The sequence below is a fragment of the Arthrobacter sp. B0316-1-20 genome (assembly GCF_059091865.1).
Window position 1 is genome coordinate 550,039 of sequence record NZ_JBNHHC010000001.1, and the last position, 22,910, is coordinate 572,948.

Here is a 22,910-nt window from a genome sequence, read left to right on the forward strand (position 1 = left end):
AGGCACCGTTGTTTGAACAGAATGCGCCGCTGGTGCCCGGCGGATCCATGACGGCCGGCCTGTGGATTCGCAACAACGGCAGTGACGCCGGAGCCCTGACCGTGGCCGGCGTCGTCGGCGACGCCGACGTGCAGATCGCCAGGAATCTGGTCCTGCAGGTCGAGTCAGGCGAGGAACCTGCCGTCGAAGCCTCGCTGACCGGGCCGTGGTCTTGTTCCCGTATCAACACCGTCTGGATTCTCGAGGCGGGGGAGATCCTGCACCTGGACATGACACTGCGCCTCGACCAAGAGGCTGCGAACGAAACCCGGCTCAAGACCGCCGACGTGGATGTGGCCGTGACGTTGCAGGCGACGGCGGGAGGACAGGCGGCCCGCGCCGCCTGCCCCGCAGGCACCGGATCCAACCCGAGCATCCCGCCGCCGGACGAGGCGGCTGCCGGTCCCGTCAGCGGGCCCGGTCGCGCGGGCGCCGTCGGCTTGACCGGAAACGGTACAGACGCCACCCGCCCCAGTGAGCCGCACGGCCAACATGCCCTCGACACCGTCGTGACTGCCGATGCCGAAGACCAGGAGTTCCCGTTGCCCGGTACCGAGGCGGGTGCGCTGGCGACTGAAACAGGTCGCGCAAGTCAGCCGGCCACCTGGATTGCGGGCAACGTGTCCGCCAACAGCCGCGGGTGGCTGGCGGTGGCTTTGGGCCTGATGGGAATTCTGTTCCTGGTCCTGATGAAACGAGGGAAGCGTTCATGAGCACACCTCGAGACCCCGACGCGCCGGATTCCGCTGGAGGCCCTGGTTTTCTGATGCGGTTGAGGGCTGTGCCCGGTTTTGTGCCGGCCTTGGTGGCATTTTTCCTGGTCATTCTGCTCGGCGCCGGCGTGCCCGTCGCCGCGGCCAAGTGGCAGCAGACGGCCACCGCCACCCTGAACATCACGGTGGGGCCGGTGCCAGGGCCGCCGCCCGGATCCGGGGCTGCCCGTGTTGTGGCCGGCGCCCAATTAAAGCCCCGCCCCATAGGGCCGGGAAGGAAATCCGTGCAATGCGTGGTGGGGAAAACCAAGGCAGAGTTGGAGAACCGCGACAAGGTCGACGTCACCTTCAGTTGGAGCCGAGCCTCAAGCGTCACGCATTACAACGTCACGCTCACCTCGGACGATCCGCGTTACAACCTTGCGGCCGAGGTCAAAGGGGAATCGGTCACCTTCAGCAGGCCTCGCATTCCTTCCGACCGCCTGGGCAATCCGCTCGACGGTGCCGGGACAAAAGCACCCTATTACAGGCTTTACAGCCTGCGGGTCCAGCCGATGAACGGGACTTCCGCCGGTGATGCTGCCTACTTGGCGTACGAGTACCAGCACTCAAACGTGGAAAACTGCTACTACGACGCCAAACAGCATCCGCCCCTGGGGCTGTTGACGAGTGTGAAGCACGCAGTCAGGGCGCCCGCCGACGACCGCCGGCACGTGTCCTTCAGCTGGAACGAATCGGCCGGCGCGACCTCCTACGAGGTGTCCCTGCAGGGCGCCAACGGCTGGGGCGCTGAAACGAGGGTGCAGGCGACCAGCGCCGACTTTGAGCTGCCGTTCTCCCAGACCGGCGGTGAATTCTTTGCAGATTACCGCTTGCGGATCCAGCCCATGAACGGAACTGTTGCCGGCGATCCCGTCTACAAGACCCTGAAGTATTTCCCATGGGGCACGACACTCCATGAGGCTGCCTCGCCGGAGTAGGAATGCCCCCGGGCTTCAGAATGCCGGCCTGCCAAAAACCCTGAAGACAGGCGGCGCTTCGGTGTACCCGTCCCTGTTGGTTGTCGGACCGGACGCGTATCCTGACCCTAGAGGAACGGAGTAGAAAAGCCATCGTTCCGTCGTGATCGAAGGGGTGCTTTCATCATGGTTGATATGGGCTTGGCATGGCTGTTTGGGCTGCTGTTGTTGGCGATTGTGGCGTTGCTGGCCGTCCTGGTGATACGTGCGTTCATGGGGCTGAGACCGCGCGACGTGGAAGATGCTTTGGCAGCAGCAGGCGGTCAAATACAGCAGTCGCACCGGCGGAGCACTGCCCGACAGATCCTCGACCAGAGGTTCGCCCGCGGCGAGTTGACGGCAGATGCCTACCGAGAAGGCCTGCGCGTCCTCGGCGAAGACCGCTAGCAGAAGACGGCCAGGCGAGGACCGTTAGCCGGAGACGGCTAGCCGGTGAATGGAGTCGCTGACAGGTGGCTCCCGGCCTGCCCTCCGCGACGCCTTGCCGCTACAAAACCCCTGGTTTCCCAGCCGTCGATACAAAGGCCTTGAAGAGTGCAGCGAGGTCTTTGCCAGTGACATCCTCGGCCAGCTTTTCGAAATCGACCGGCTTGCCCGATCCGTTCCGGACCCAGGTCTTCAGGAGCCTGAAAAAGTCTCTGTCGCCCACGGTTTCCCGCAGTGCATGCAGCGCCATGGCGGCCCGGGTCTGGACATTACCGGCGAAAAGTTGATCGACGCCAGGATCCGACACCCGCACCTGCCAGAAGTCGTCGTCGGCCGGGATGCCGGCGTAGAAATCGAACGTGTCATCGGCGCTGCCCAGGCCTTGCTGTTCGTTCCAGAGCCACTCGGCATAGGTAGCAAGGCCTTGGTTGAGCCAGCTGTCCTGCCACCGCGGTGGAGGCAATTGCGCGTCGGTCCACTGGTGCGCCAACTCCCGGGCGATCATGGCATTTCCGCTGGCCTCGCTGTAGAAGCCGTCCACGGGGTAGACCGGCCGACCCTGCATTTGAACGGCGAAGCCAAGGTCCTCGGCACGGTCAATGATGCCGCCGGCGCTCTTGAGCGGATACTTGCCGAACACGGTGGACAGGAACTGCATGATCTGCGGCTGCCTGTCCAGCGACTGCTGGATCCTGTACGCCTGCGACGGCGGAGCAGCGGACCCGGCCGTCCAGCCGTTCGCGTTCTCCGGGCTGCCGTCCGGTGCAGGCTGCGCTTTCCAGCCGTCCCAGCGGTCGCCGTCGCTGTCGAAGGACGTGGACCCTCCGCCGCCCGGCACCTTGATGTCTTCGACGAAGACCCCGTCGTTCTGTCCCGTGATGTCGCTGGCGTAGGTGATGGACAGCTCCACATCCTGGCCGGCGTAATCTGCCAGGTCGAACTCCCAGTGCTCCCAGCCGTCGCTGGCGCCGGTGGCCGCCCACCATTGACCGGTGGCGCCTTCTGCGGTGCAGGAACCGCCGCCGTCGTCCGTCTGGTAGTGCTTCAGGAAGGGGTGCACGTGATGCCACGCCGGGCAGGAATTACCCGTTTCGTCGTTCGCGAGTCCGGTGGCATCCTTCAGCGTGGTCCAATCGCTGCCGCCGGGCGTGCGCGCCTCCACGAAGGCATAGTCCCAACCGGGCTCCGTGTCCCGCAGCATCCAGAACGAGAGTTCACCGCCGGATGTGGGGACACTGACCGTGCGGGTGAGCCGCTTGTAGCTGGCATTGTCGCTCTGCGACCAGGCAAGCCCGTCGCCGTTGCGCGGGACCACCGCCCTCTTTAGCGCCGGATCCATCGCGTCCACGTAGCTGATGCCGCCCTTGGTGCGCTCCGCCACGTCAAAGTGCCCGACGGCGATGGTCGCCAAATGCGGCGACAGCGGCTCGTCGGCCTTCCAGGTGTAGACGGTGCGGCCGGACTCGGCTTTCGTGCCGTCCGGCAAGCCGTTGGCCACCGCCTGCCAGCCGTCGGGCACCGAGATGCTGAAGGTGTAGCCGGCACGGTCGCTGGGATGGTTGTTCACCGGAAACCAGGTTGGCGCACTCAGCGGATGGCCGGTGACGAGGGCGCCGTCGTCGGTATGGATTAACCCGGCGGGACCGGGGAGGGCGAGGGTTCGGGGGGTGCCGGAGTACGCCACGACCACGGTGAAGCGGTCGCCGTCCGGTAAACCCCGGGTGGGGGTGACGGTGAGCTTGGTGCCGGTCAGGGCAAAACGTGCGTCCCGCCCGTCGACGCTGACGGAATCGACGTCCAGGCCATCCAGGTCCAAACTGAACGCGGAGAGGTTTTGCGTGGCCTGTGCCGTGATTGTGGCGGTGCCGTCCAGCCGGTCCGTGGGCGGGTCGTACAGCAGATCCAGTCCATAGTGGGACACCTGGTAGCCGCCGTTCCCGGCGTCAGGGAAATACTCGTCATGCAGGGTGGCGGAGCCGGGTTCGAAGATGTGCCGGCCGGGATCGGGTGCTGCGGCGGCCGGGGCGACAGACAGGCCCAGTCCGGACACACCAACGAGCGCGGCCGCAGCCAGGGCAAGACCCCTCCGAGCCATCATGCAACGTCCCCCCATCGGCCAAGGCTGCCCGGACCCGTGGATGTGCGGGTCGGCGGCTTCACGCGCTGGCCATCTACATAAGATGCTCCTGTTCGGGGCCACTGTCAACGGATACGACTATGGGCCCGCACAACCTGGCTGTACGGGCCCATTCTGGAAGGCCGGACTTGGGAAAACGCTAGGGGCGGCCGATGCCCTTGAAGGTCCAGCCCGCCTGGCGCCACGCTGCCGGGTCCAGCACGTTGCGTCCGTCCAGGATGTTCTTTTCGTCCACCAGGTTTCCGACGGCGACCGGATCCAACTCTCGGTATTCATTCCACTCGGTCACCAGCACCAGCGCGTGGGCGCGGGCGATAGCCGTTTTGGCATCCGGTTCATAGCTGAGTTCCGGGAAGCGCTGCTTGGCGTTGGCCAGGGCCTCCGGATCGGTGACGGTGACCGTGGCTCCCTGCAGCTGCAGTTGGGCGGCAACGGACAACGCGGGAGAATCACGGACGTCGTCGGACTGCGGTTTGAACGCTGCTCCGAGCACGGTAATGCGCTTGCCGATCAGTGACCCGCCGCAGAGCTCTCGGGTCAGTTCCACCACCCGCGTGCGGCGGCGCATGTTGATGGCGTCCACCTCACGCAGGAAGGTCAGGGCCTGGTCCGCCCCGAGTTCGCCCGCCCGGGCCATGAAGGCTCGGATATCCTTGGGCAGGCAGCCGCCGCCGAAGCCCACTCCGGCGTTGAGGAACTTGCGCCCGATCCGTTCGTCCATGCCGATGGCGTCGGCCAGGGCGGTGACGTCGGCCCCGGCGGCTTCGCAAACTTCCGCCATGGCGTTGATGAAGGAGATCTTCGTGGCCAGGAACGAGTTCGCCGCGGCTTTGACCAGTTCGGCGGTGGCATAGTCGACCACCAGCCGCGGCGTCCCGTCGGCCAGCGGCGTCGCATAGACCTCGTCCATGGCCGCGGTGGCCGCTTCACCGGGTGCACCCGCAGGCACGCCGTAGACAAACCTGTCCGGGGTCAACGTGTCTTTGACGGCGTGGCCTTCGCGCAGGAACTCGGGGTTCCACGCCAGAATGGCTGCCGGGGCGATTTCCCGGATCTCCTCTGCCAGCCGTGACGCCGTTCCCACCGGCACGGTGGACTTGCCGACCACCACGTCGCCCGGGCGAAGGTGCATGGCGAGAGACGTGAAGGCGGCATCGACATAGCGTAGGTCGGCGGCGTTCTCGCCTTTGCGCTGCGGTGTGCCCACGCACACGAAGTGCACCGCGGCTCCGGCCGCGTCGGCCATCTCGGTGCTGAACGTCAGCCGGCCGGTCTGCTGAACCTCAGCGAGCAGTTCGGGCAGCCCGGGCTCGAAGAACGGGGCGCGGCCGGCTTGGAGTTCGGAGACCTTGCGTTCGTCCACGTCAATACCGACCACGTCATGCCCGAGTTTGGCCATGGCCGCGGCATGCACGGCCCCCAAGTAGCCGCAGCCGATGACGGAGATTCGCATAGTGGTCCTTTACGCGTGCCTGAGTAGAGACTACTTCGACTTTAGCGCGTTACCGGTGCCGGTTTTGCCGGAATTCCAGCCAGGCATAGGCCAGCACCGTGCCGAGTGCCGCGCCCAGGGTGTTCGTCCAGACATCCTGCAGCGAGGCATAGCGGCCGGGGAGGAACTCTCGTTGCGCCCACTCCATGGCACCGGAGAGGAGGAAGGCTCCGGCCGGGGTCAACCAGCGCCAACCGGTCGGCATCAGGAGGGCGGCCAGCAGACCGAGCGGCACGAACATCAGGACGTTGGCCCCGGATTCGACCAGGTTGTAGTCGACCCAGCGCGGCCCGCCTGCGTCATGCAGAGCCGCGAGAACTGCCTGGAGGGTGCTGTTCGCGCCGGCATCAACCGGGGTAGGCCACAACATTGCGACGGCGACCAGGAGGGTATAGCCGGCCAACAGCCAAAAATGCAGCAGGCGGGACGGCTCCCGGGACGTGCCAAGCCGCATCGGTCTTCCTCTCGGGTGTGGGCGGCCGCGCTGATGCGCGGGCGACGGAATGCCATGGTACCGGTGCGCCACCAAGCCCGGCCGCCCGCCCGCTCCAGCCTGCCGGTGTGGGACACTGCCTCGGCGACGCGAGACCGGCCGCTTGCAAGGCTGAAATGGTTCTTTCAGGTGTTTGTGAGGGATATCACGAGCTGGGTCTGTCGCTTTCCGGGGCCATGGGGTAGCTTCCGGGCAGGATCCTGCTGCGGGGACAGCGGGATTCTTGCATCCACACCTTATGGAGGAACCAGCATGCAGACCCACAGTTTCAGGCGGGGTGCGGCCATCGCTGCCGCCACCGCATTGGCGTTCGGAACCGGGTTGCCCGCCCAAGCCGCTATCGGGACAGACACCAGTACCCTGCGGGACGCGGTCACCGTCGAGAACATCGTCAGCCACTTGCAGGCCCTGCAGGACGCGGCCAATGCCAACGGCGGCAACCGCGCTGCGGGCACGCCGGGCTACGAGGCATCGGCCCAATACATCGAGGCCCAGTTGTCGGCCGCCGGGTACACGCCCGTTCGGCAGGCGTTCTCCTATGAGCGGTTCGTGCTCCACGGCGCAGAGTTCGAGCAGGTCGCCCCGACGCCGACGATCTACACGGCAGGGGAGGAGTTTCTGGCCATGGATTACTCCGCCTCCGGCGACGTCACGGCACCGGTGACCGCGGTGGATATCAACCTCGCAGGCGACAGGGCATCCACCAGCGGCTGCGAGGCGACCGACTTCGCAAGCTTCCCCGCCGGAAACATCGCCTTGATCCAGCGCGGTACGTGCGATTTCGCCACGAAGGTCTCGAATGCCGCGGCAGCAGGCGCCGCCGGCGTGGTCATCTTCAATCAGGGCAACGGAGGAACACCGGACCGGACGGACCTGTTCGGCGGCACGTTGGGGACGCCGCAGGCCATCCCGGCCGTCAGCACCAGCTTCGACCTGGGGGCCGAGCTCGCCGGGACCGCCGGCCTGGAACTGCGGATCGCGGTGGACGCCGAGATCGTCGTGACGGAGACGTTCAACATCCTCGCCGACACGGCCGGGCGCGCGGACCGCACCGTCGTCGTCGGTGCGCATCTGGATTCTGTATCCGAGGGTCCGGGCATCAACGACAACGGTTCCGGCAGCGCGGCGATCCTGGAAACGGCGCTTCAGATGGCGGCATCGGGTGACGCCCCGGAAAACCGGGTGCGGTTCGCATTCTGGGGCGGTGAAGAGGACGGGCTGCTCGGCTCCGACTACTACGTGTCCCAGTTGAGCAAGCGCGAGATCAAGCAGCATGCGCTCAACCTGAATTTCGACATGGTCGGTTCGCCCAATGCCGTTCGCTTCGTGTACGACGGCGACGGCGACGCGTTTGGGCTGACCGGGCCGAAGGGTTCGGATACCATCGAGCGCGTCTTCGAGGACTACTTCGCTTCGCAGGGACTCGCCACGGAACCGACGGCGTTCGACGGGCGCTCGGACTACTTCGGCTTCATCAACAACGGCATTCCCGCCGGCGGCCTGTTCACCGGCGCCGAGGAAATCAAGACCGAAGAGCAGGCGGCAATCTACGGCGGCACCGCGGGCGTGGCCTACGATCCCTGCTACCACGAGGCCTGCGACACGCTTGCCAATGTGGACCTCGTGGTACTCGATCAGATGGCTGATGCGATTGCGCATGCCACGCTGACCTTCGCCGAAACGACCTCAGCGGTCAACGGCACGGCCAAGGGCAAGGGAACGGGCAGCACCAAGATGCCGTTCAAGGGGCCGCACGCCGTTCGCTGACCCCACCGGACCGGCGCTGTCTCCTACGGCAGCAGTTGGCCCAGGGAGGCCGTCTCCGGACGGCCTCCCTCTTCGCTGCGCTGCGGAATCGCGACGCTGAAGGTCGTGCCCGCTCCCAGGACGCTCGTGAAGGTCAGCGTGCCGCCGTGGGCTTCTACGATCGACTTGCTGATGGCCAGCCCCAACCCCAGCCCTGGAATGGCCGCTTGACGGACGGCACTGGTGCGGAAGAACTTGGTGAAGATTTCAGCCTGATCCGCTTCGGACATGCCCATGCCGGTGTCGCTGACCTCCAGGAGGACGGCGCCGTCGGCCGCCAGGGTCCGTACCGTGACGCGTCCGCCGTCGGGGGAGTACTTGATGGCATTGGAGAGCAAATTGTCCAGCACCTGACCCATCCTGTTGGGATCGATCTCTGCTTCCAGCCCGTCGACGGCGTCGATGACCAACTCCACGCCCGCGTGTTCTGCCCGCGGCATGGCCGACGCAACGCTGGTAGCGACGAGGTCGGCCAGCGCCGTGCGGCGGGGCTCGATGCTCAGCGTTCCGGAGGCGGTGACGAGCAGGTCTTCCACCAGTTGCAGGAGGCGTTCGGAGTTGCGCATGGCGATGCCGAGGGAAGCGGTGACATGTTGCGGCAGCTGGTCGGCGTCCTCGAGCGCGAGGTCCAGGTAGCCCATGATGGAGGTCAGGGGAGTGCGGAGCTCGTGCGAGACGCCGGCGACGAACTCTTCCTTCACCGTCAACGCATTGACCAGGTCGGTGACGTCGCTGAAGGCCATCACGGTGCCGTCGAACTGGCCGAGGTCATTCTGCATGGGGCGTGCCGTGCACAACATGGCCCGTTGCCTGTCGCCGTCGCCGATCCACACCAGCCGGTCGGAAAAAGACTCCCCCTGAATGGCACGGCGAATGGGGCGGTCTTCGGGGACCACCGGGGTCACCCGGTCCGGTTCGAAGACCAGCAAATCGGCCTCGTCCGGATTGTCGATGCCTTGGGGCATGGCCAGCAAACGGTCCCGATCCTGTTGCACGTTGCTCAGGATGTCACGGCCGTCTGCATCGGTGACGAGCACCCCCACCGCGACGGCGTTCAGGACGGTGTCCAGCCGTCGCACGTGGACCTTGCTTTCTTCCAGCAAGGCCCGCAGTTCGCGGTCTTTGCCGGCCAAGGCTTGCTGCTGCGCCGTCATGCTCAGGGAGAAAACGGACGCGGTGATGGAGACCCCCAGGGTCACGATGGGGATCAGGATCGGGCCGAACAGGGTTTCCGGCGTTACCGGCTCCGGGCCGGTGAACACCGGAATCCAGACGATGAGCATCGGCGCGGCGAAGCTGACGATGCGCGCGGCGGCGGGGGCGATCTCCGACCAAGCCATCCAGAACACCGGGAAAACCGCCAACAGGGCCACGCCGGCCAGTTCTGTCCCGGCGCCCTGGTGAAGGGCCCCGATGGCGACGAAATCCAGCAGCGGGATCACCCAGTACGACGGATAGGGCAGCCGGTCCCACGGGATGGCGGCGCCGAGGATCCACAACACGGCAATGCCGATGAGTCCGCCGGTGAATTGCGCGTTGCCCAGCAGTTGGGGGAAGAATGCGGCGGCGATCACCGCAGTCAGCGTCACCGAAATGCAGAGCGGCAGATGGCTGAGGAAAACGCGTGCGCGCAGGGGCAGCTCATGGAACTGACGGCGTCCGGTCAGCCAGGACAACAACGGGCTTGGTGCGGCAGACATGATCGAAGGTCCCCTTACTCCGGGCAGCCCTCGTTGTCGGTTGCGTTGCGGAGCCGGGCTGGCCATGACTGGTTCAGTATGGCACGCGTGTTGGCCCGCGCCGTGGAACTATGCGGTCTGTGACGCAAGTCGCAGCGGTGCGGGTTGGGTGTGGCGCAGACGGGTTGGCGGATCAGTCCGCTGCGCGCCGGTTCCGTTCGGGCCCGGGACCGGCTCCGCCCTTGAATACGCAGGGCGCCCCGCCATGGGAAACAGGACCTGCCTGCCTCCTGGCTGGGCGCCCGCGAAAGCCCGCGAAAAACGTCAGGCGTTGTGGTGCGTGTCGGAACGGCCCAGGAACTGCTTGGGAATGAAGAACGCCAGCGTGAACAGGCCGAGCCCGATGGCGAAGGCCGGGATGGGGCCGATGACCGGCTCCAGGCTGAAGGCGTACAGGGAACCGAAGAACATCAGCATGATGACCGCGAAGGTGACCAGATTGCCGACCAGGTGTCCCTCGCCCGAATGGGTGCGCTGTTTGGGGTGGGCCATGGGGTGTTTCTCCTCAATAGTGCGATGCGGCGTCAGTAGCCGCCGGCGGCTTGCTCACCTTTAACAATAGCCACTGATGAGCTGGCACCAATTCGTGTTGCGCCGGCCCGGAGCATGGCGCGCGCGTCATCGACGGATCGCACGCCGCCCGAGGCCTTTACGCCCAGGCGCGTCCCGACCGCATCCCGCATCAGGGCGATGTCCTCGACGGTGGCGCCGCCACCGCTGAAACCGGTGGACGTCTTGACGAAGTCGGCCCCGGCCTCGGCGGCGGCTTCGCAGACCATCCGCTTTTGCTCGTCGCTCAGGAAATGGGCTTCCAGGATGACTTTGAGGATGGCGCCGCCGGCGTGGACGGCTTCGGCCACCGCAGCGATGTCATCGATGATCGCGGCGCGGTCGTTTGCCCGGGCCGCGGCGATATTGATCACCATGTCGATCTCGTCGGCGCCGTCCAAAGTGGCGCCGCGGGCCTCGTGTACCTTCACATCGGTGGGAGTGGCGCCGAACGGGAAACCGACGACCGCGCAGGTCTTGACCCCGGAGCCCTTTAGCGTGCTGTGGACCAATGCCGTCCAAACAGGATTCGCACACACGGCGGCAAAGCGGTACTCGACCGCCTCCTGGCAGACCTTGAGGATGTCTTCGCGGGAAGCTTCCGGCTTCAGCAGCGTGTGGTCGATGACCGAAGCGATCGACGTCGGATCGTGATAGGTCGCGCTCGGAGCGGATCCGGATGTGATGTCTTCAGACATGGCCATCCCTTTCATCTGCTGGGGTTCGAAGGAACTTCTATCCTTGCATACCGGTCAGGCGGCCAGAGGACCGGCGCACCGGCCTGCACGGCCGCCGGGAGCGTTCCCGGACAGGACAGGGGTCAGTGCGGGCCGCCAGTGGAGTGGCCCTCTTCCTCGGCCGCACGTCGGTGCTCCTCAAGCTTCTCCTCGGCCTCCTGCCGGCGGCGCGCGATGGCCCGGGGGTCGTCGGCCGGAATGTGCTCCTCCGAGGCCTTGTGCGCCGGCTCTTCGTCAGGGCTTTGATGCCTCGCCCCTGCGGAACGGGGCAGCTGTTCTTCGATGCCCATGGCTGCATCGTCCCACATGGCACCAGCGTCGAAAAGGTGCGGAAGGTGATCAATCAGCGGAGGTTGTTCCCCCGCCGGCCCGGCCCTTCCCGCGGAGGGCGCCCGGGCCGGCCGGCGCCTCGGCCAGCGGGCTCGTTCGGCCCGCGCCCGCCGGGTTTAAGCTCCGCTTTGGGCGCCTCGCCCGCCGAACGATTCCGGGCGGCGGTGGGGAGCGTGTCCGGCCAGGCGGCCGTGGGGCGTGTCCGGTCAGGCGGCCGTGGGGCGTGTCCGGTCAGGCGGCCGTGGGGCGATGTTTCAGCGCGGAGGTTCTGCTGGCGGCGCGTGCCATGGCTTCGGCGAGCCTGCCCCGGAATTCGTGAGGCCGGCTGAGCTGCGCCCAGTCCACACGGATGAAGTTCCAGTGGATTTCCGATAAGGCGTTCTCCCGCTGTCGTTCCTCGAGCAGTACCTGTTCCGTCGGCCTGTAGTCGAAGTATTTGCTCCTGCCATCGAATTCCAAAATCAGCATGATGTCCTCCCAGGCGAAGTCGACGCGGTGCTTGCCCAGCCTGGTGGTCAGTTCTACCTGCGGCACGGGCATCGGAATGCCGAACGTGCCCAGCAACAGCCTGGTGCGGGTTTCTCCCGGTGATTCGGCCCTGCCATCCAGCAAGGCGACGGCAGTTCTGGCGCGGCGCACTCCCCGTGAACCCGGCATCGAATCGAGGATCTCGTTAATCCGCCCGAGGACCGTCCCGCAGCGGAGGGCGTGATCGCCGATAATGGCAGCCCGGTCAAGCTGCATGGTCCTGGCACAGTCCGCTACTGTCCGTTCCAAGCTGGTGACGGGCACCGGCTCGCCGCGCGGACCACGCAGAATCGTGACTTGATCCGGCGGCAAGACAGAGCGGTGCGGGCTGACGTCCGGGCTTCTGGTGTGCCGGGTGGTGGGGAATGGCTGGGTGAGATGGACAGTTGCCGGAACATCCCAAACATGCAGCCCGTGTGGGCGCGCAGCGGAAGCGTGGCTGTAGGTGCCGGCGGGACCGGTCACGAGGGATGGGCCTGGATGCGGAGCAGATTCCGTTGCCGGGAACTGCTGGCCATCCACCGCGAACCCAGGATCCGTGCCGATGAACCGTGCCGGGTTTCAGGGCGGCCGAAAGTCGACACAGACCCGTCGGTTAAGGCCGTTCTCGCACAGCTCGGCCGCCCTGGAGATGGGAGCACTTTCCCATGTGTACACCGCGGTCTTCGGGCGGCAGCGATCCGTGGCGGTTATCCGGGCACGCCGAGGCTGGTGCGGAGGTCGGTTTTGATGGCCTCCAGCAGCCGGGCCGCTTCCGCGCGTTCCTCCGCCAGCCGGTCCACGCCGGCAACCGGCCGGATGACCTCCAGGTAGCACTTGAGCTTGGGCTCCGTGCCGCTCGGCCGCACGATGACGCGGGTATCGTCCTGGCCCAGAAACAGCAGCCCGTCGGTCGGCGGCAACGCTTCGCTGCCGAGGGACAAGTCCGTGCTCGTCACCACCGGGGAGCCGGCCAGCGACGACGGCGGCCGCTCCCGGAGCCGGTACATCATCGTTCCCATCAGGGCGAGGTTGTCCACCCTGATGCTCAGCTGGTCCGTAGCGTGGAGCCCGTACTTCAGCGCGAGGTGATCGAGGACGTCGAAGATTGTCCGGCCCGCGGCTTTGACGTCGGCGGCGAGCTCGGCGAGCAGCAGGGCGGCGGACATCCCGTCCTTGTCCCGGACCAGGTGCGGTGCCACGCAATAACCCAAGGCCTCCTCATACCCGTAGGTTAGGCCGGGGACGCGGGAAATCCACTTGAAGCCGGTCAGTGTCTCCACGTGGGCTACCCCTGCGTCGGCCGCGATCTTGCCCAGTAGCCGGGAAGACACGATCGAGTTTGCGAAGACCCGGGACGCAGCCGGGCTCTCGCCCGCACCTGCATCGATCGGATCGGGTGAGGCGTCGTGGTCCGCGCGCAGCCGGTCCTGGCCTTCGAAACGAGCCGCCATGTGCGCGCCGAGCAGCGCACCGGCCTCGTCGCCGCGGAGCATCCTCCATACCCCGGTCGACGGATCCTTGGCAGCCAGCGCCGCGCGGTCGGCGTCGGGATCATTGGCAATCACCAGGTCCGCATCGATTTCCGCTGCCGTCTCCAGGGCCAGGTCGATCGCTCCGGCTTCCTCCGGGTTGGGGAAGGCCACGGTCGGGAAGTCGGGGTCCGGCTCCGCTTGGGCGGCCACCAGCGTCACGTCGGTGAATCCGGCCTGCTCAAAGACCGCCCGCATGGTCGCTCCGCCGACGCCGTGCATCGGTGTGAGCACGATCCTCAGGTCCCGCTGCGGGAACAGCCGCGGGTCGGTCAGCGCGGTGACCGCAGCGACGTAGTCTTCGGCGATGCCCTCCGGGAGGACGTTCCAGCCTTCCTCGGCCAGCGGGATGGAGTCTAGGGGCGGGGTGTAGTCGATGCGGGCGGCGATATCGGCGTCGTAGGGTGCCACAATTTGCGCTCCGCGGCCGCCTTCGTCCACGGCACGTCCGCCCAGGTAGACCTTGTACCCGTTGTCGTGCGCGGGATTGTGGCTGGCGGTGACCATCACGCCCGCTTCGCAGCCCAGCGCCCGAACGGCGTACGCCAGCACCGGCGTTGGCAGGGCGGAAGGCATGAGGAACGTCTCGATGCCGGCGGCGGTGAAGACGGCCGCGGACTCGGAGGCGAAGACATCCGAGTTCCGGCGTGCGTCGTAGCCGATCACCGCGCGCGGCGCATAGGCGCCGGCGGCGGTGTCCAGCAGGAAGCGGGCCAGGCCGGCGGCCGTCCGGCGCACCACCACACGGTTCATCCGGAAGGGCCCGGCGCCGAGCGCGGCCCGCAGCCCGGCGGTACCGAAGGCCAAGGTTCCGGAGAACCTGTCCGCAAGTTCGGCCCGTGCCGCGGCGGCTTCCGGCGTGCCGCCCTCGGCCGCTGCCAGCAGGTCTCGCAATTCCCGGCGCGTCTGCTCGTCCGGATCAGCCTGCAGCCAGGCCTCGGCCGCCGCCTTCAGCTCCTGCGGCGTTGCGGTCATGTCGCTCCCGTTCACAGCTTGGCGACAATTCCGGCCAGCAGCCGCGAGATCCGCGGCCCCGCGGCCCGCCCCGCCTCGATGACCTCGGCGTGGCTGAGCGGAACGTCGCTGATGCCGGCCGCAAGGTTGGTCACCAGCGAGATTCCGAAAACCTCCATGCCGGCGTGGCGGGCGGCGATGGCCTCCAACGCCGTGGACATGCCGACCAGGTCGGCGCCGATCCGCTTGGCGTACTGCACCTCGGCCGGAGTCTCGTAGTGGGGGCCGGGGAACTGTGCGTACACGCCTTCGTCCAGGCTGGGATCCACTTCCCGCGCCAGGGTGCGCAGCCGTCCCGAATAGAGGTCGGTCAGGTCAACGAAGGTTGCGCCTTCCAGCGGGGAGGCGGCGGTGAGGTTGATGTGGTCGCTGATCAGCACCGGCGTCCCCGGCGCCCAGACCGGGTTCAGTCCGCCGCAGCCGTTGGTCAGTACCAGCGTCCTGCACCCGGCCGCCGCCGCAGTCCGGACGCCGTGGACGACCGAGCGCACGCCCTTGCCCTCGTAGTAGTGGGTGCGGGCACCGAGCACCAGCACGCGCTTGCCGTCGGGCGTCCGGACGGAGCGGATGGTGCCGACGTGGCCTTCGACTGCCGGGGCGGAGAACCCTGGAATGTCCGTGGCCGGGATCGAGTGGGTCGTCTCGCCGACGAGGTCGGCGGCCTCGCCCCAGCCGGAGCCGAGCACCAGCGCGACGTCATGGGCGGCGACACCGGTCTGCCGGGCGAGGAAAGCGGCTGCCTCGGCGGCCAGTTCAAAGGGGTCTGTAGTCACAGGACCTAACCTACCCGCTGCCGAACTGCCGCCGAAAGCGTCGGGCGGGCGGCGCCGTCGTCGTTCCTGGCATTGGGGATGTCCGCGCGGGTACTGGCGGCGGCCCTGCGCGGGCCGCCGGCGCCTGCTTCACGCCGTGCCGGCAGGTTGAGGCGTTGCGGGGCATGCGACAGAATGAAGTCCGTGACTAGCCAAATAGATTTCAGTGCCCCGCGTCTGGCGATCCTGGGCGGGGGCCCCGGCGGGTACGAGGCGGCCATGGTGGCCAACTCGCTCGGCGCCAAGGTGACCATCATCGAACGGAAGGGCCTCGGCGGTTCCGCCGTGCTGACCGATGTGGTGCCGTCCAAGACCCTGATCGCGACCGCCGACGCCATGCGGCGGGTAGCGAGTGCCCATGACCTCGGGGTCCGCTTCGACGAGGACTCCAAGGCCGCCTACGCCGACCTGCGCACGGTCAACGACCGCCTGCTGAAGCTGGCCGAGAGCCAGTCGGCGGACATCCACCACGGGTTGGAGCGTGCCGGGGTGCGCGTCATCCTGGGCGAAGGCAAGCTCTCCGGCCCGAACACCATCGCCGTGTCGACGGAGACGGGGACCGAGACGATTACAGCGGATGCCATCCTGGTGGCCACCGGCGCGACACCCCGCGAACTGTCCACGGCCAAGCCGGACGGCGAACGCATCTTCAACTGGACGCAGGTTTACAACCTCACCGAGATCCCGGAGCACCTGATCGTGGTCGGTTCGGGCGTGACGGGAGCCGAGTTCGCCTCTGCCTACCGCATGCTGGGCACCAAGGTCACCCTGGTCTCCTCGCGGGACCGCGTGCTGCCGGGCGAAGACGCCGACGCCGCCGAGGTGCTCGAAGATGTTTTCGCCCGCAGCGGGATGACAGTGCTGTCCAAGTCCCGCGCCGCCAGCGTGGAACGAACGGACGACGGCGTGCTGGTCACCTTGGCCGACGGCCGGGTGGTCGAGGGCTCGCACTGCCTGCTGGCCGTGGGCGGCGTGCCCAACACCGCCGGCATCGGGCTCGAAGAAGCCGGGGTGGCCCTGACCGAGGGCGGGCACATCAAGGTGGACGGCGTCTCGCGCACCACCGCGTCGAATATTTATGCTGCCGGCGACTGCACCGGCGTGCTGGCTCTGGCCTCGGTGGCCGCGATGCAAGGCCGCATCGCCGTGGCCCACCTGCTGGGCGACTACGTCAAGCCGCTGAAGCTCAAGCAGGTGGCGTCCAATATCTTCACCAGCCCGGAGATCGCCACCGTGGGGGTGACCGAGGAGGAAGTCGCCGCCGGAAAGTACCAGGGCGACATCATCAAACTCTCGCTCAACACCAACGCGCGGGCCAAGATGATGAACGTCTCCGACGGCTTCGTGAAAATCATTGCCCGGCGCGGTTCCGGCACGGTCATCGGGGGAGTGGTGGTGGCCCCGCGGGCTTCCGAACTGATCTTCCCCGTTGCGCTGGCGGTGAGCCAGAAACTCCACGTGGACGATCTCGCGAACACGTTCACGGTGTACCCGTCGCTGACCGGTTCCATTTCCGAGGCGGCGAGGCGGCTGCACGTGCATCTCTAGGCGGCGGATCCCGCCGTCATTTCCCCGCTGATTATTTCGCCACATTGTCCGTTTCTGGGTCTATGATCATCAAATAGCCATGTAATGAAACGATGAACCGAAGTTAGTCAGTTGGGGGATAAAGGATGAGCGAGCAGCGTACTGCCGTCATTGTGGAGGATGACCTGGACATCCGGGAGTTGATCTCGACGGTCCTGTCCAGTTCTGGGTTTACGGTGCACACCGCCTCCTCCGGGATGGAAGGCGTTGCCGCCATCAAACGCCACAACCCCGATGTCGTCACCCTCGACCTTGGCCTGCCGGACATCGATGGCTTCGAGGTCGCGCGACAGGTGCGCCGTTTCAGCGACACGTACATCATCATGCTCACCGCGCGCGCCGAAGAACTGGACACGCTGCTTGGCCTGGAGACCGGCGCGGATGACTACCTCACCAAGCCGTTCCGCCCCCGGGAACTGCGCGCCAGGATCACCGCGATGCTGCGTCGCCCGCGTACTACAAAGGGCAACGACGGCGGTCTGCCGGAGGACGTCGGGGCCCGCGGGGGTGCCCCGACGGGGCCGGCCCTGGCCGGCGCAGCTGCGGCAACTCAGGTGCCCGAACCCGTCCTGCAGGGAGCGGGGGTGGGTGCCGGAGGGCATCCCGGCCTGTCGCTGTCGACGTCCGGTGCCGTTTCGGCAGCGGCGCTCGCAGGAGGCGGCGGGGCACCGGCCTTCGCAGCCGAGACCGGCGCCGGGGCAGCGGCTGCCGCGGCCGGCGCGGCGAGCCCGGCCGGCGACGGCGTGCTGGAGCACAACGGCATCGTGGTGGACCACCGTGCCCGCACGGTGATCCGGTCCGGGCGCGAGCTGGAACTGACCCGCAGCGAATTCGACCTGCTGTACGCCCTGATGGAAAGCGGCCGGGTGGTGCGGACCAAGGCGGATCTGGTCCGCCGGCTTCGTAACGAGCCCTACAACACCGGCGGCTACATTTCGGACTCCGACGAACGCACGATCGAAGTGCATATGGCCAACCTTCGCCGCAAGCTCGGGGATGACACCAAGTCCCCGCGCTGGATCAAGACAGTGCGCGGGGTTGGCTACAGCCTGGCACCGAAGCGGTGACGCCGCGCGGGCGCGCATTTCCCGCCTGACGGGCGGGCTACTGCAGGTGCAGGCTCCGCAGCTGTGACGTCGTCGTCATCCCGCAGGTGCGCAGCTCGTCCAAGAGAGCCGTCGCGGCGTCAAAGAGCCGCCCGTTGACCAGGCCTTCGAGATGTTCTGCCATCTGGCCAAGGCGTCCGGCCCCCACCATGCTGCTGGAGATCTTCAAACTGAGGATCGCGTCCATGGCGTCTTCGGCGTCCCGGGCGAGAATGGCGCTCGAGACCCTTCCAAAGCGGTGTTCCCACAGCCCCACGTAATTGCCGATGAAGCGGCGGCGCATGCTGCCGTCGTGGTCGTCGAGGTCGGTTGCCAGTTTTTCCAGTACTGCCGTTAAGACCAGAGGAATTTCCGGCGAAATGGCCGTCACGAGAACGCCTGGGGACCGGATGCGGAGGACTGCCCGGAAAAGAGCATCGGGCGGCGCCCCTTTCAAACTTGTTGCGACTTCGAACTACTTACATCGTAAGCGACTGCTGCGGCCCGCCGAGGCGTGCAGGCGCAACCTTGGGTAACTCTTGAGCACCAATCTCGATTGAGGGGTGCACGGCCGGGCGGTCCGAACAGGTGACGTGCACGGCGCCGCCGGTGCAGAGCCTCCGCGCGGACCTGGCGGTCCCCTTAGGCCAAAGCTGAGCAAATCTTCAGCGAAAGCCTCCGCGCCCTTAAGCGGCATCGGTCACAGTGTTGTCTGTGGTTTCAAGCCCCGTGCCCGGGGCCGGAGGCACAGGCTCCATTAGTCCACCATCCGGTGGGAACAGCCCCAGTACCCTGCCCTTGTCCGTCCGGAGGGAGTGCTCCGGACCCGAGGGAGGTGCTGGGGCTGTTTCTGTGCTGTGCTAGCTGCCCAGGCCCGCCCGCCGAAGCGCCTCGGCCATCGCCGTGTCGGCGGAGCCGCCCGGGCCCGGAGTGCGGCCGTCACTGCGTGCGGGCTTGCCGCCGTCGCCACGCCCCGGCTTCCGGCCGGCGCCCCGCCCGGGCTTCCCTACGTCGCCGCGCCCCGTTGTGCCACCGCGGGGATCGGGACGAGACCCGCCCTTTCCGCTGCGGGTTTCGCTCGCGGGGCCCTGGTGGCCGGACCCGGGCTGGCGCCGCTCGCCGACGGGAGCCTCGTCGTCGAGCCGCAGCGTCAGGGAGATGCGCTTGCGCTCGGGATCGGCTTCGAGCACCTTGACCTTCACGACCTGGCCGGACTTGACCACGTCATGGGGATCGGAGACGTACTTGTTCGACATGGCGGAGATGTGGACCAGCCCGTCCTGATGGACGCCGACGTCGACGAAGGCTCCGAACGCGGCGACGTTGGTTACGGTGCCTTCCAGCACCATGCCCGGCATCAGGTCCGAAATTTTTTCCACGCCCTCGGTGAAGGAGGCGGTGGTGAAGCTCGGGCGCGGGTCGCGCCCCGGTTTCTCCAGTTCAGTGATGATGTCCACTACCGTCGGAAGGCCAAAGTGCTCGTCGACGAACTGCTGCGGGTCCAGCACCGCCAGGGATTGGGCGCCCCGCCCCGCCGCCGTCGCGGTTGTGCCGGCGGCGGCAAGGATTTTCCGGGCCACGCCGTACGCCTCCGGGTGCACGCTGGAGGCATCGAGCGGCTCGGCACCACCGGTGATGCGAAGGAATCCGGCGCACTGTTCGAATGCCTTCCCGCCCAGCCTCGGGACCTTCTTCAGCTCGGAGCGCTTGGCGAAGGGGCCGTTGGCATTGCGGTAGGCCACGATATTCTCGCTCAGCTGCGTACCGAGGCCGGCCACGCGGGAGAGGAGCGACGGGGAGGCGGTGTTCAGGTCCACCCCGACCGCGTTGACGCAGTCTTCGACCACCGCGTCCAGGGACCGCTCCAGCTTGCTGGCCGTGACGTCGTGTTGGTATTGCCCCACCCCGATGGACTTCGGGTCGATCTTGACCAGCTCGGCCAGCGGGTCCTGCAGCCGGCGGGCGATCGAGACCGCACCGCGCAGCGAGACATCCAGTTCGGGCAGCTCCGCCGAGGCCAACGCCGAGGCCGAGTAGACCGACGCCCCTGCCTCCGAAACCACCAGCTTCTGCAGTTTGCGGGCGGGCTCCATCAGTTTGATCAGCTCGGTGGCCAGCTTGTCGGTTTCCCGCGAAGCGGTCCCGTTGCCGATGGCGACGAGCTCGACGGCGTGCTGATCCGCGAGCCTGGCCAAGGTGGCGAGCGAGTCGTCCCATTTCCTGGCCGGAGCATGCGGATAGATGGTATCGGTGGCCACCACCTTGCCGGTACCGTCGACGACCGCAACCTTCACTCCCGTGCGCAGCCCCGGGTCCAGCCCCAACGTGGCCCGGTTGCCGGCCGGTGCGGCCAGCAGCACGTCCCGCAGATTGGCGGCGAAGACCCGTACTGCTTCGTCTTCGGCTGCCGTGAACAGGCGGACGCGGAGGTCGATGGCCAGCTTGACCAGGATCCGCCGCCAGCCCAGCTGCGCCGTTTGCAAGAGCCAGCGGTCGGCCGGCCGCCCGCGGTCAGCCACGCCCATCCGTGATGCCACGGCGTTCTCAAACCGGCCGCGCGCCTCGGCGAAGTCCTCCGGATGAGCCGGATTGCCTTCGCTGATATCAAGGTTCAGCACGCCCTCCTTCTCGCCCCGCAGCAGTGCCAGCACCCGGTGCGACGGCAGGCCGGCAGGGTCTTGGGCGAAGTCGAAGTAGTCGGCGAACTTCTGGCCGGCTTCCGACTGGCCCTCGCGGACCTCGGCCCGCACCAGGCCCTGCTGCCACAGCCGTTCGCGCAGCTCGGAGACCAGGTCGGCGTCCTGACTGACCCGCTCCACCAGAATCGCCCGGGCGCCGGCCAGGGCGTCGGATGGCTCGTTGATGGCTTGCCCGGCATTGAGGAACCCTTGCGCCGCTGCCAGCGGATCCTGGGACGGGTCGGCCAGGAGGCCATCGGCGAGCGGCTCCAGGCCTGCTTCCCGGGCGATCTGCGCCTTCGTCCGCCGCTTGGACTTGTACGGAAGGTAGATGTCCTCCAGCCGCGCCTTGGTGTCGGCTCCGTTGACTGCCGCTTCCAGCTCGACGGTCAGTTTGCCCTGCGCGGCGATGGCCTCCAGCACGGCACGACGGCGGTCTTCCAGTTCCCGCAGGTAGCGCAGCCGCTCCTCGAGATCACGCAGCTGCGCGTCATCAAGCGTGCCGGTGGCCTCTTTACGGTACCGGGCGATGAACGGGACGGTGGCACCGCCGTCGAGCATTTCCACCGCGGCCTTGACCTGCCAGGCTTGGACGCCGAGCTCCCGGGCGAGCTGGGCATGGATCCGGGCACTGAGCGCGGCCGGGTCGAGAGGCGGCAGGTTTGCAACGGAGGCGGGCGGGGCAGGCGCGGATGATTCGGTCACCGATCCATTGTGCCGTATTCGAGGCTTGGCCTAGGCGCCGGGATAGTAAAAGGCGTAGTCATCATAGGGGTCGCGCCAGCTGGACTCGTCACGGTGAATGCGCCGGACCTCGCTGCCGGGAACCCAGGCGGTACGGGCGGATCCGTGCGCATCCATCCACTTCACCTGCACGCTGGTCCGGTCCCAGGAGATGGCCTTGGCGTCGAACGTCTTCCCCTCATGGCGCACGCGGACATACGGTTCGCGGCCGTAGGGCTCACGAGTGGCCCCGGGCGGGCGGCCTTCGGCGCGGGGGCCGGGTTCGCCGCGAGCCCGGGCGTACCTGCGGGCGGTCATGACGTCTACTTTGTTCATGCGGAAAGCCTGCCATCCGGCCCGGACGGTACGGGCGGCAACTGTCTCGATCCGGGGTCGCCGGCGGCTTCAGTAGCCGTAGCCGCCCGATTCCTTGGCATTTTCGGCTGCGGCTTCCCCCTGCACATCCTTGGAATCGGGGCCGGACGTTTCCATCGGCTTCTCGGATTCCGTGCTGTTTTCGTTGCCCGCCCCGGGATCTGCGGGAGCTGTTGCTTCCTCTTCCCCGGAATCGGAATATTCGTTGCCGCTGCTCATCATGGATTCCTCCCGCTAGGGGCGGCGGACCCGGTTTGGCGCAGTCCGCACTGTGCCCGATGCCAATCAGAGTAGGCTGATGCTCAGTATGCTGTCTATGGCGGGGTCGAAGCTCGGATGGCTTGCCGGCTGACTGACAGAGATGCTGGAAGCGGTGCGCATCGGGGCAGCGTCACGGGGGGAGGAGTCGGCGGGCATGCGGGATGTTGGCACGGCGGCCGGTCGTGGTCTGGCCTTTGTTTTCTCGGCGCTCAAGAGGCTGCGGCCGGCCCGGCCCATCCATCCGATCGGGCTCCACCTGGAAGGGCGGCTGGAGAGATCGGGGAACTCCCTCGCCAGTGGCATTTCCTGGCTGGACGAAGCGGGGAACAACGACGTCGAGGCCCGGCTGTCGAGGTCAGCGGGCCTGCCGTCGCGGCTCCCCGACATTATCGGGCTCGCGCTGCGGGTCACCGCGGAGGACGGACAGGCCGACATCCTGCTGGCTTCCAGCGGTACCTCCCGGGCCGGCAGGTACCTGCTCCAGCCTCGACGGGACGTTCGTGCTGCGGCGCTGACCACGGTGATGCCCTACCGAGGGGCACACGGCCCGGTCCAGCTCGCAGCCCGCACAATCCGGCCGAACGTGCCGCTTCCGGCGGATCCGGCGGGATTCCGACGGGCGCTGGGCAGCGAGGACTGGGTGCTCTCGCTGTCCCACGCGCAGCCGTGGGGCCCGTGGCGCCGGTTTGGTACCCTCACGCTGCGGCTTGCGCAGGGCGGGGGAGACACCGGCCTGCGTTTCGATCCGATCGTGCACCGGCTTCCAAACGCGGATACCTACCGTTGGATCGAGAAGCTGCGCGCGCCGTCCTACGCAGTGTCGCGCCGGTCGCGCCCCCGGGGATAGGGGACAGGC

21 protein-coding genes are annotated in these 22,910 nt (G+C 67.2%); 7 read left to right on the forward strand and 14 right to left on the reverse strand.

Annotated elements, in window-relative coordinates; all coding sequences use genetic code 11:
* Positions 1-8: 8 nt before the first annotated feature.
* The 3 genes from AC5RW2_RS02470 to AC5RW2_RS02480 all read left to right on the forward strand — a co-directional run bounded on the left by AC5RW2_RS02470 (position 9) and on the right by AC5RW2_RS02480 (position 2,158).
* Entirely contained in the window at positions 9-752 is a 744-nt protein-coding gene (locus tag AC5RW2_RS02470) for a hypothetical protein (RefSeq protein WP_494073640.1), read from the forward strand.
* Entirely contained in the window at positions 749-1,732 is a 984-nt protein-coding gene (locus AC5RW2_RS02475; RefSeq protein WP_494073641.1) for a hypothetical protein, read from the forward strand. Before AC5RW2_RS02470 ends, AC5RW2_RS02475 begins: the two co-directional genes overlap by 4 nt.
* 165 nt (positions 1,733-1,897) lie before the next feature.
* The gene (locus AC5RW2_RS02480) at positions 1,898-2,158 is read left to right on the forward strand and encodes an SHOCT domain-containing protein (protein ID WP_494023716.1); all 261 of its coding nucleotides are present in this window, start codon (positions 1,898-1,900) and stop codon (positions 2,156-2,158) included.
* Positions 2,159-2,258: 100 nt separating this feature from the next.
* Here AC5RW2_RS02480 and AC5RW2_RS02485 read toward each other — a convergent pair whose 3' ends face one another.
* The 3 genes from AC5RW2_RS02485 to AC5RW2_RS02495 form a co-directional block, all read right to left on the reverse strand.
* Positions 2,259-4,295, reverse strand: a complete 2,037-nt coding sequence (locus tag AC5RW2_RS02485; RefSeq protein ID WP_494073642.1) for a M1 family aminopeptidase — start codon at positions 4,293-4,295, stop codon at positions 2,259-2,261.
* 178 nt (positions 4,296-4,473) lie between these two features.
* Positions 4,474-5,787: a UDP-glucose dehydrogenase family protein gene (locus AC5RW2_RS02490; protein ID WP_494026432.1), complete on the reverse strand. Its 1,314-nt coding sequence runs from the start codon at positions 5,785-5,787 to the stop codon at positions 4,474-4,476.
* A gap of 49 nt (positions 5,788-5,836) precedes the next feature.
* Positions 5,837-6,280: a VanZ family protein gene (locus tag AC5RW2_RS02495; protein WP_494026431.1), complete on the reverse strand. Its 444-nt coding sequence runs from the start codon at positions 6,278-6,280 to the stop codon at positions 5,837-5,839.
* 291 nt (positions 6,281-6,571) lie between these two features.
* Here AC5RW2_RS02495 and AC5RW2_RS02500 point away from each other — a divergent pair, with 291 nt between their 5' ends.
* Positions 6,572-8,086, forward strand: coding sequence for a M20/M25/M40 family metallo-hydrolase (locus AC5RW2_RS02500; RefSeq protein ID WP_494014287.1), 1,515 nt, complete (start codon positions 6,572-6,574; stop codon positions 8,084-8,086).
* 23 nt (positions 8,087-8,109) lie between these two features.
* On the opposite strand, the gene AC5RW2_RS02505 is transcribed toward AC5RW2_RS02500, so the two are convergent.
* The 7 genes from AC5RW2_RS02505 to AC5RW2_RS02535 all read right to left on the reverse strand — a co-directional run bounded on the left by AC5RW2_RS02505 (position 8,110) and on the right by AC5RW2_RS02535 (position 15,306).
* The gene (locus tag AC5RW2_RS02505) at positions 8,110-9,825 is read right to left on the reverse strand and encodes a sensor histidine kinase (RefSeq protein ID WP_494026430.1); all 1,716 of its coding nucleotides are present in this window, start codon (positions 9,823-9,825) and stop codon (positions 8,110-8,112) included.
* Positions 9,826-10,128: 303 nt separating this feature from the next.
* Complete coding sequence (locus AC5RW2_RS02510) at positions 10,129-10,356, reverse strand: hypothetical protein (RefSeq protein ID WP_494001347.1); 228 nt, start codon at positions 10,354-10,356, stop codon at positions 10,129-10,131.
* 32 nt (positions 10,357-10,388) lie between these two features.
* Entirely contained in the window at positions 10,389-11,111 is a 723-nt protein-coding gene (gene deoC / locus AC5RW2_RS02515; protein ID WP_494073643.1) for a deoxyribose-phosphate aldolase, read from the reverse strand.
* Between the two features lie 122 nt (positions 11,112-11,233).
* Positions 11,234-11,458 (reverse strand): hypothetical protein, encoded by a 225-nt coding sequence (locus tag AC5RW2_RS02520; protein WP_494026429.1) that lies wholly within the window; start codon positions 11,456-11,458, stop codon positions 11,234-11,236.
* Between the two features lie 253 nt (positions 11,459-11,711).
* A complete protein-coding gene (locus AC5RW2_RS02525; RefSeq protein WP_494073644.1) occupies positions 11,712-12,224 on the reverse strand; it encodes a putative endonuclease domain-containing protein in 513 nt (170 codons plus the stop codon).
* Positions 12,225-12,697: 473 nt separating this feature from the next.
* The gene (locus AC5RW2_RS02530; protein ID WP_494073645.1) at positions 12,698-14,494 is read right to left on the reverse strand and encodes a phospho-sugar mutase; all 1,797 of its coding nucleotides are present in this window, start codon (positions 14,492-14,494) and stop codon (positions 12,698-12,700) included.
* A gap of 11 nt (positions 14,495-14,505) precedes the next feature.
* Entirely contained in the window at positions 14,506-15,306 is an 801-nt protein-coding gene (locus tag AC5RW2_RS02535; RefSeq protein WP_494073646.1) for a purine-nucleoside phosphorylase, read from the reverse strand.
* A gap of 183 nt (positions 15,307-15,489) precedes the next feature.
* Between AC5RW2_RS02535 and AC5RW2_RS02540 the strand changes: the two genes are divergently transcribed.
* Both AC5RW2_RS02540 and AC5RW2_RS02545 read left to right on the forward strand, forming a co-directional pair.
* Entirely contained in the window at positions 15,490-16,893 is a 1,404-nt protein-coding gene (locus tag AC5RW2_RS02540; RefSeq protein ID WP_494073647.1) for an NAD(P)H-quinone dehydrogenase, read from the forward strand.
* A 125-nt stretch (positions 16,894-17,018) separates the two neighbouring features.
* Positions 17,019-17,999, forward strand: coding sequence for a response regulator transcription factor (locus tag AC5RW2_RS02545; RefSeq protein WP_494001341.1), 981 nt, complete (start codon positions 17,019-17,021; stop codon positions 17,997-17,999).
* 37 nt (positions 18,000-18,036) lie between these two features.
* Here the strand turns inward: AC5RW2_RS02545 and AC5RW2_RS02550 are convergent, their stop codons facing one another.
* From AC5RW2_RS02550 to AC5RW2_RS02565, 4 genes are all read right to left on the reverse strand, one after another.
* Positions 18,037-18,408 (reverse strand): hypothetical protein, encoded by a 372-nt coding sequence (locus AC5RW2_RS02550; protein ID WP_494014281.1) that lies wholly within the window; start codon positions 18,406-18,408, stop codon positions 18,037-18,039.
* 469 nt (positions 18,409-18,877) lie between these two features.
* Positions 18,878-21,400 (reverse strand): Tex family protein, encoded by a 2,523-nt coding sequence (locus AC5RW2_RS02555; RefSeq protein WP_494073648.1) that lies wholly within the window; start codon positions 21,398-21,400, stop codon positions 18,878-18,880.
* Positions 21,401-21,430: 30 nt separating this feature from the next.
* Positions 21,431-21,754, reverse strand: coding sequence for a hypothetical protein (locus tag AC5RW2_RS02560; protein ID WP_494023728.1), 324 nt, complete (start codon positions 21,752-21,754; stop codon positions 21,431-21,433).
* A 69-nt stretch (positions 21,755-21,823) separates the two neighbouring features.
* A complete protein-coding gene (locus tag AC5RW2_RS02565) occupies positions 21,824-22,012 on the reverse strand; it encodes a hypothetical protein (protein ID WP_494001337.1) in 189 nt (62 codons plus the stop codon).
* Positions 22,013-22,208: 196 nt separating this feature from the next.
* On the opposite strand from AC5RW2_RS02565, the gene AC5RW2_RS02570 reads away from it, so the two are divergent.
* A complete protein-coding gene (locus AC5RW2_RS02570) occupies positions 22,209-22,901 on the forward strand; it encodes a hypothetical protein (RefSeq protein ID WP_494001336.1) in 693 nt (230 codons plus the stop codon).
* Positions 22,902-22,910: the final 9 nt, after the last annotated feature.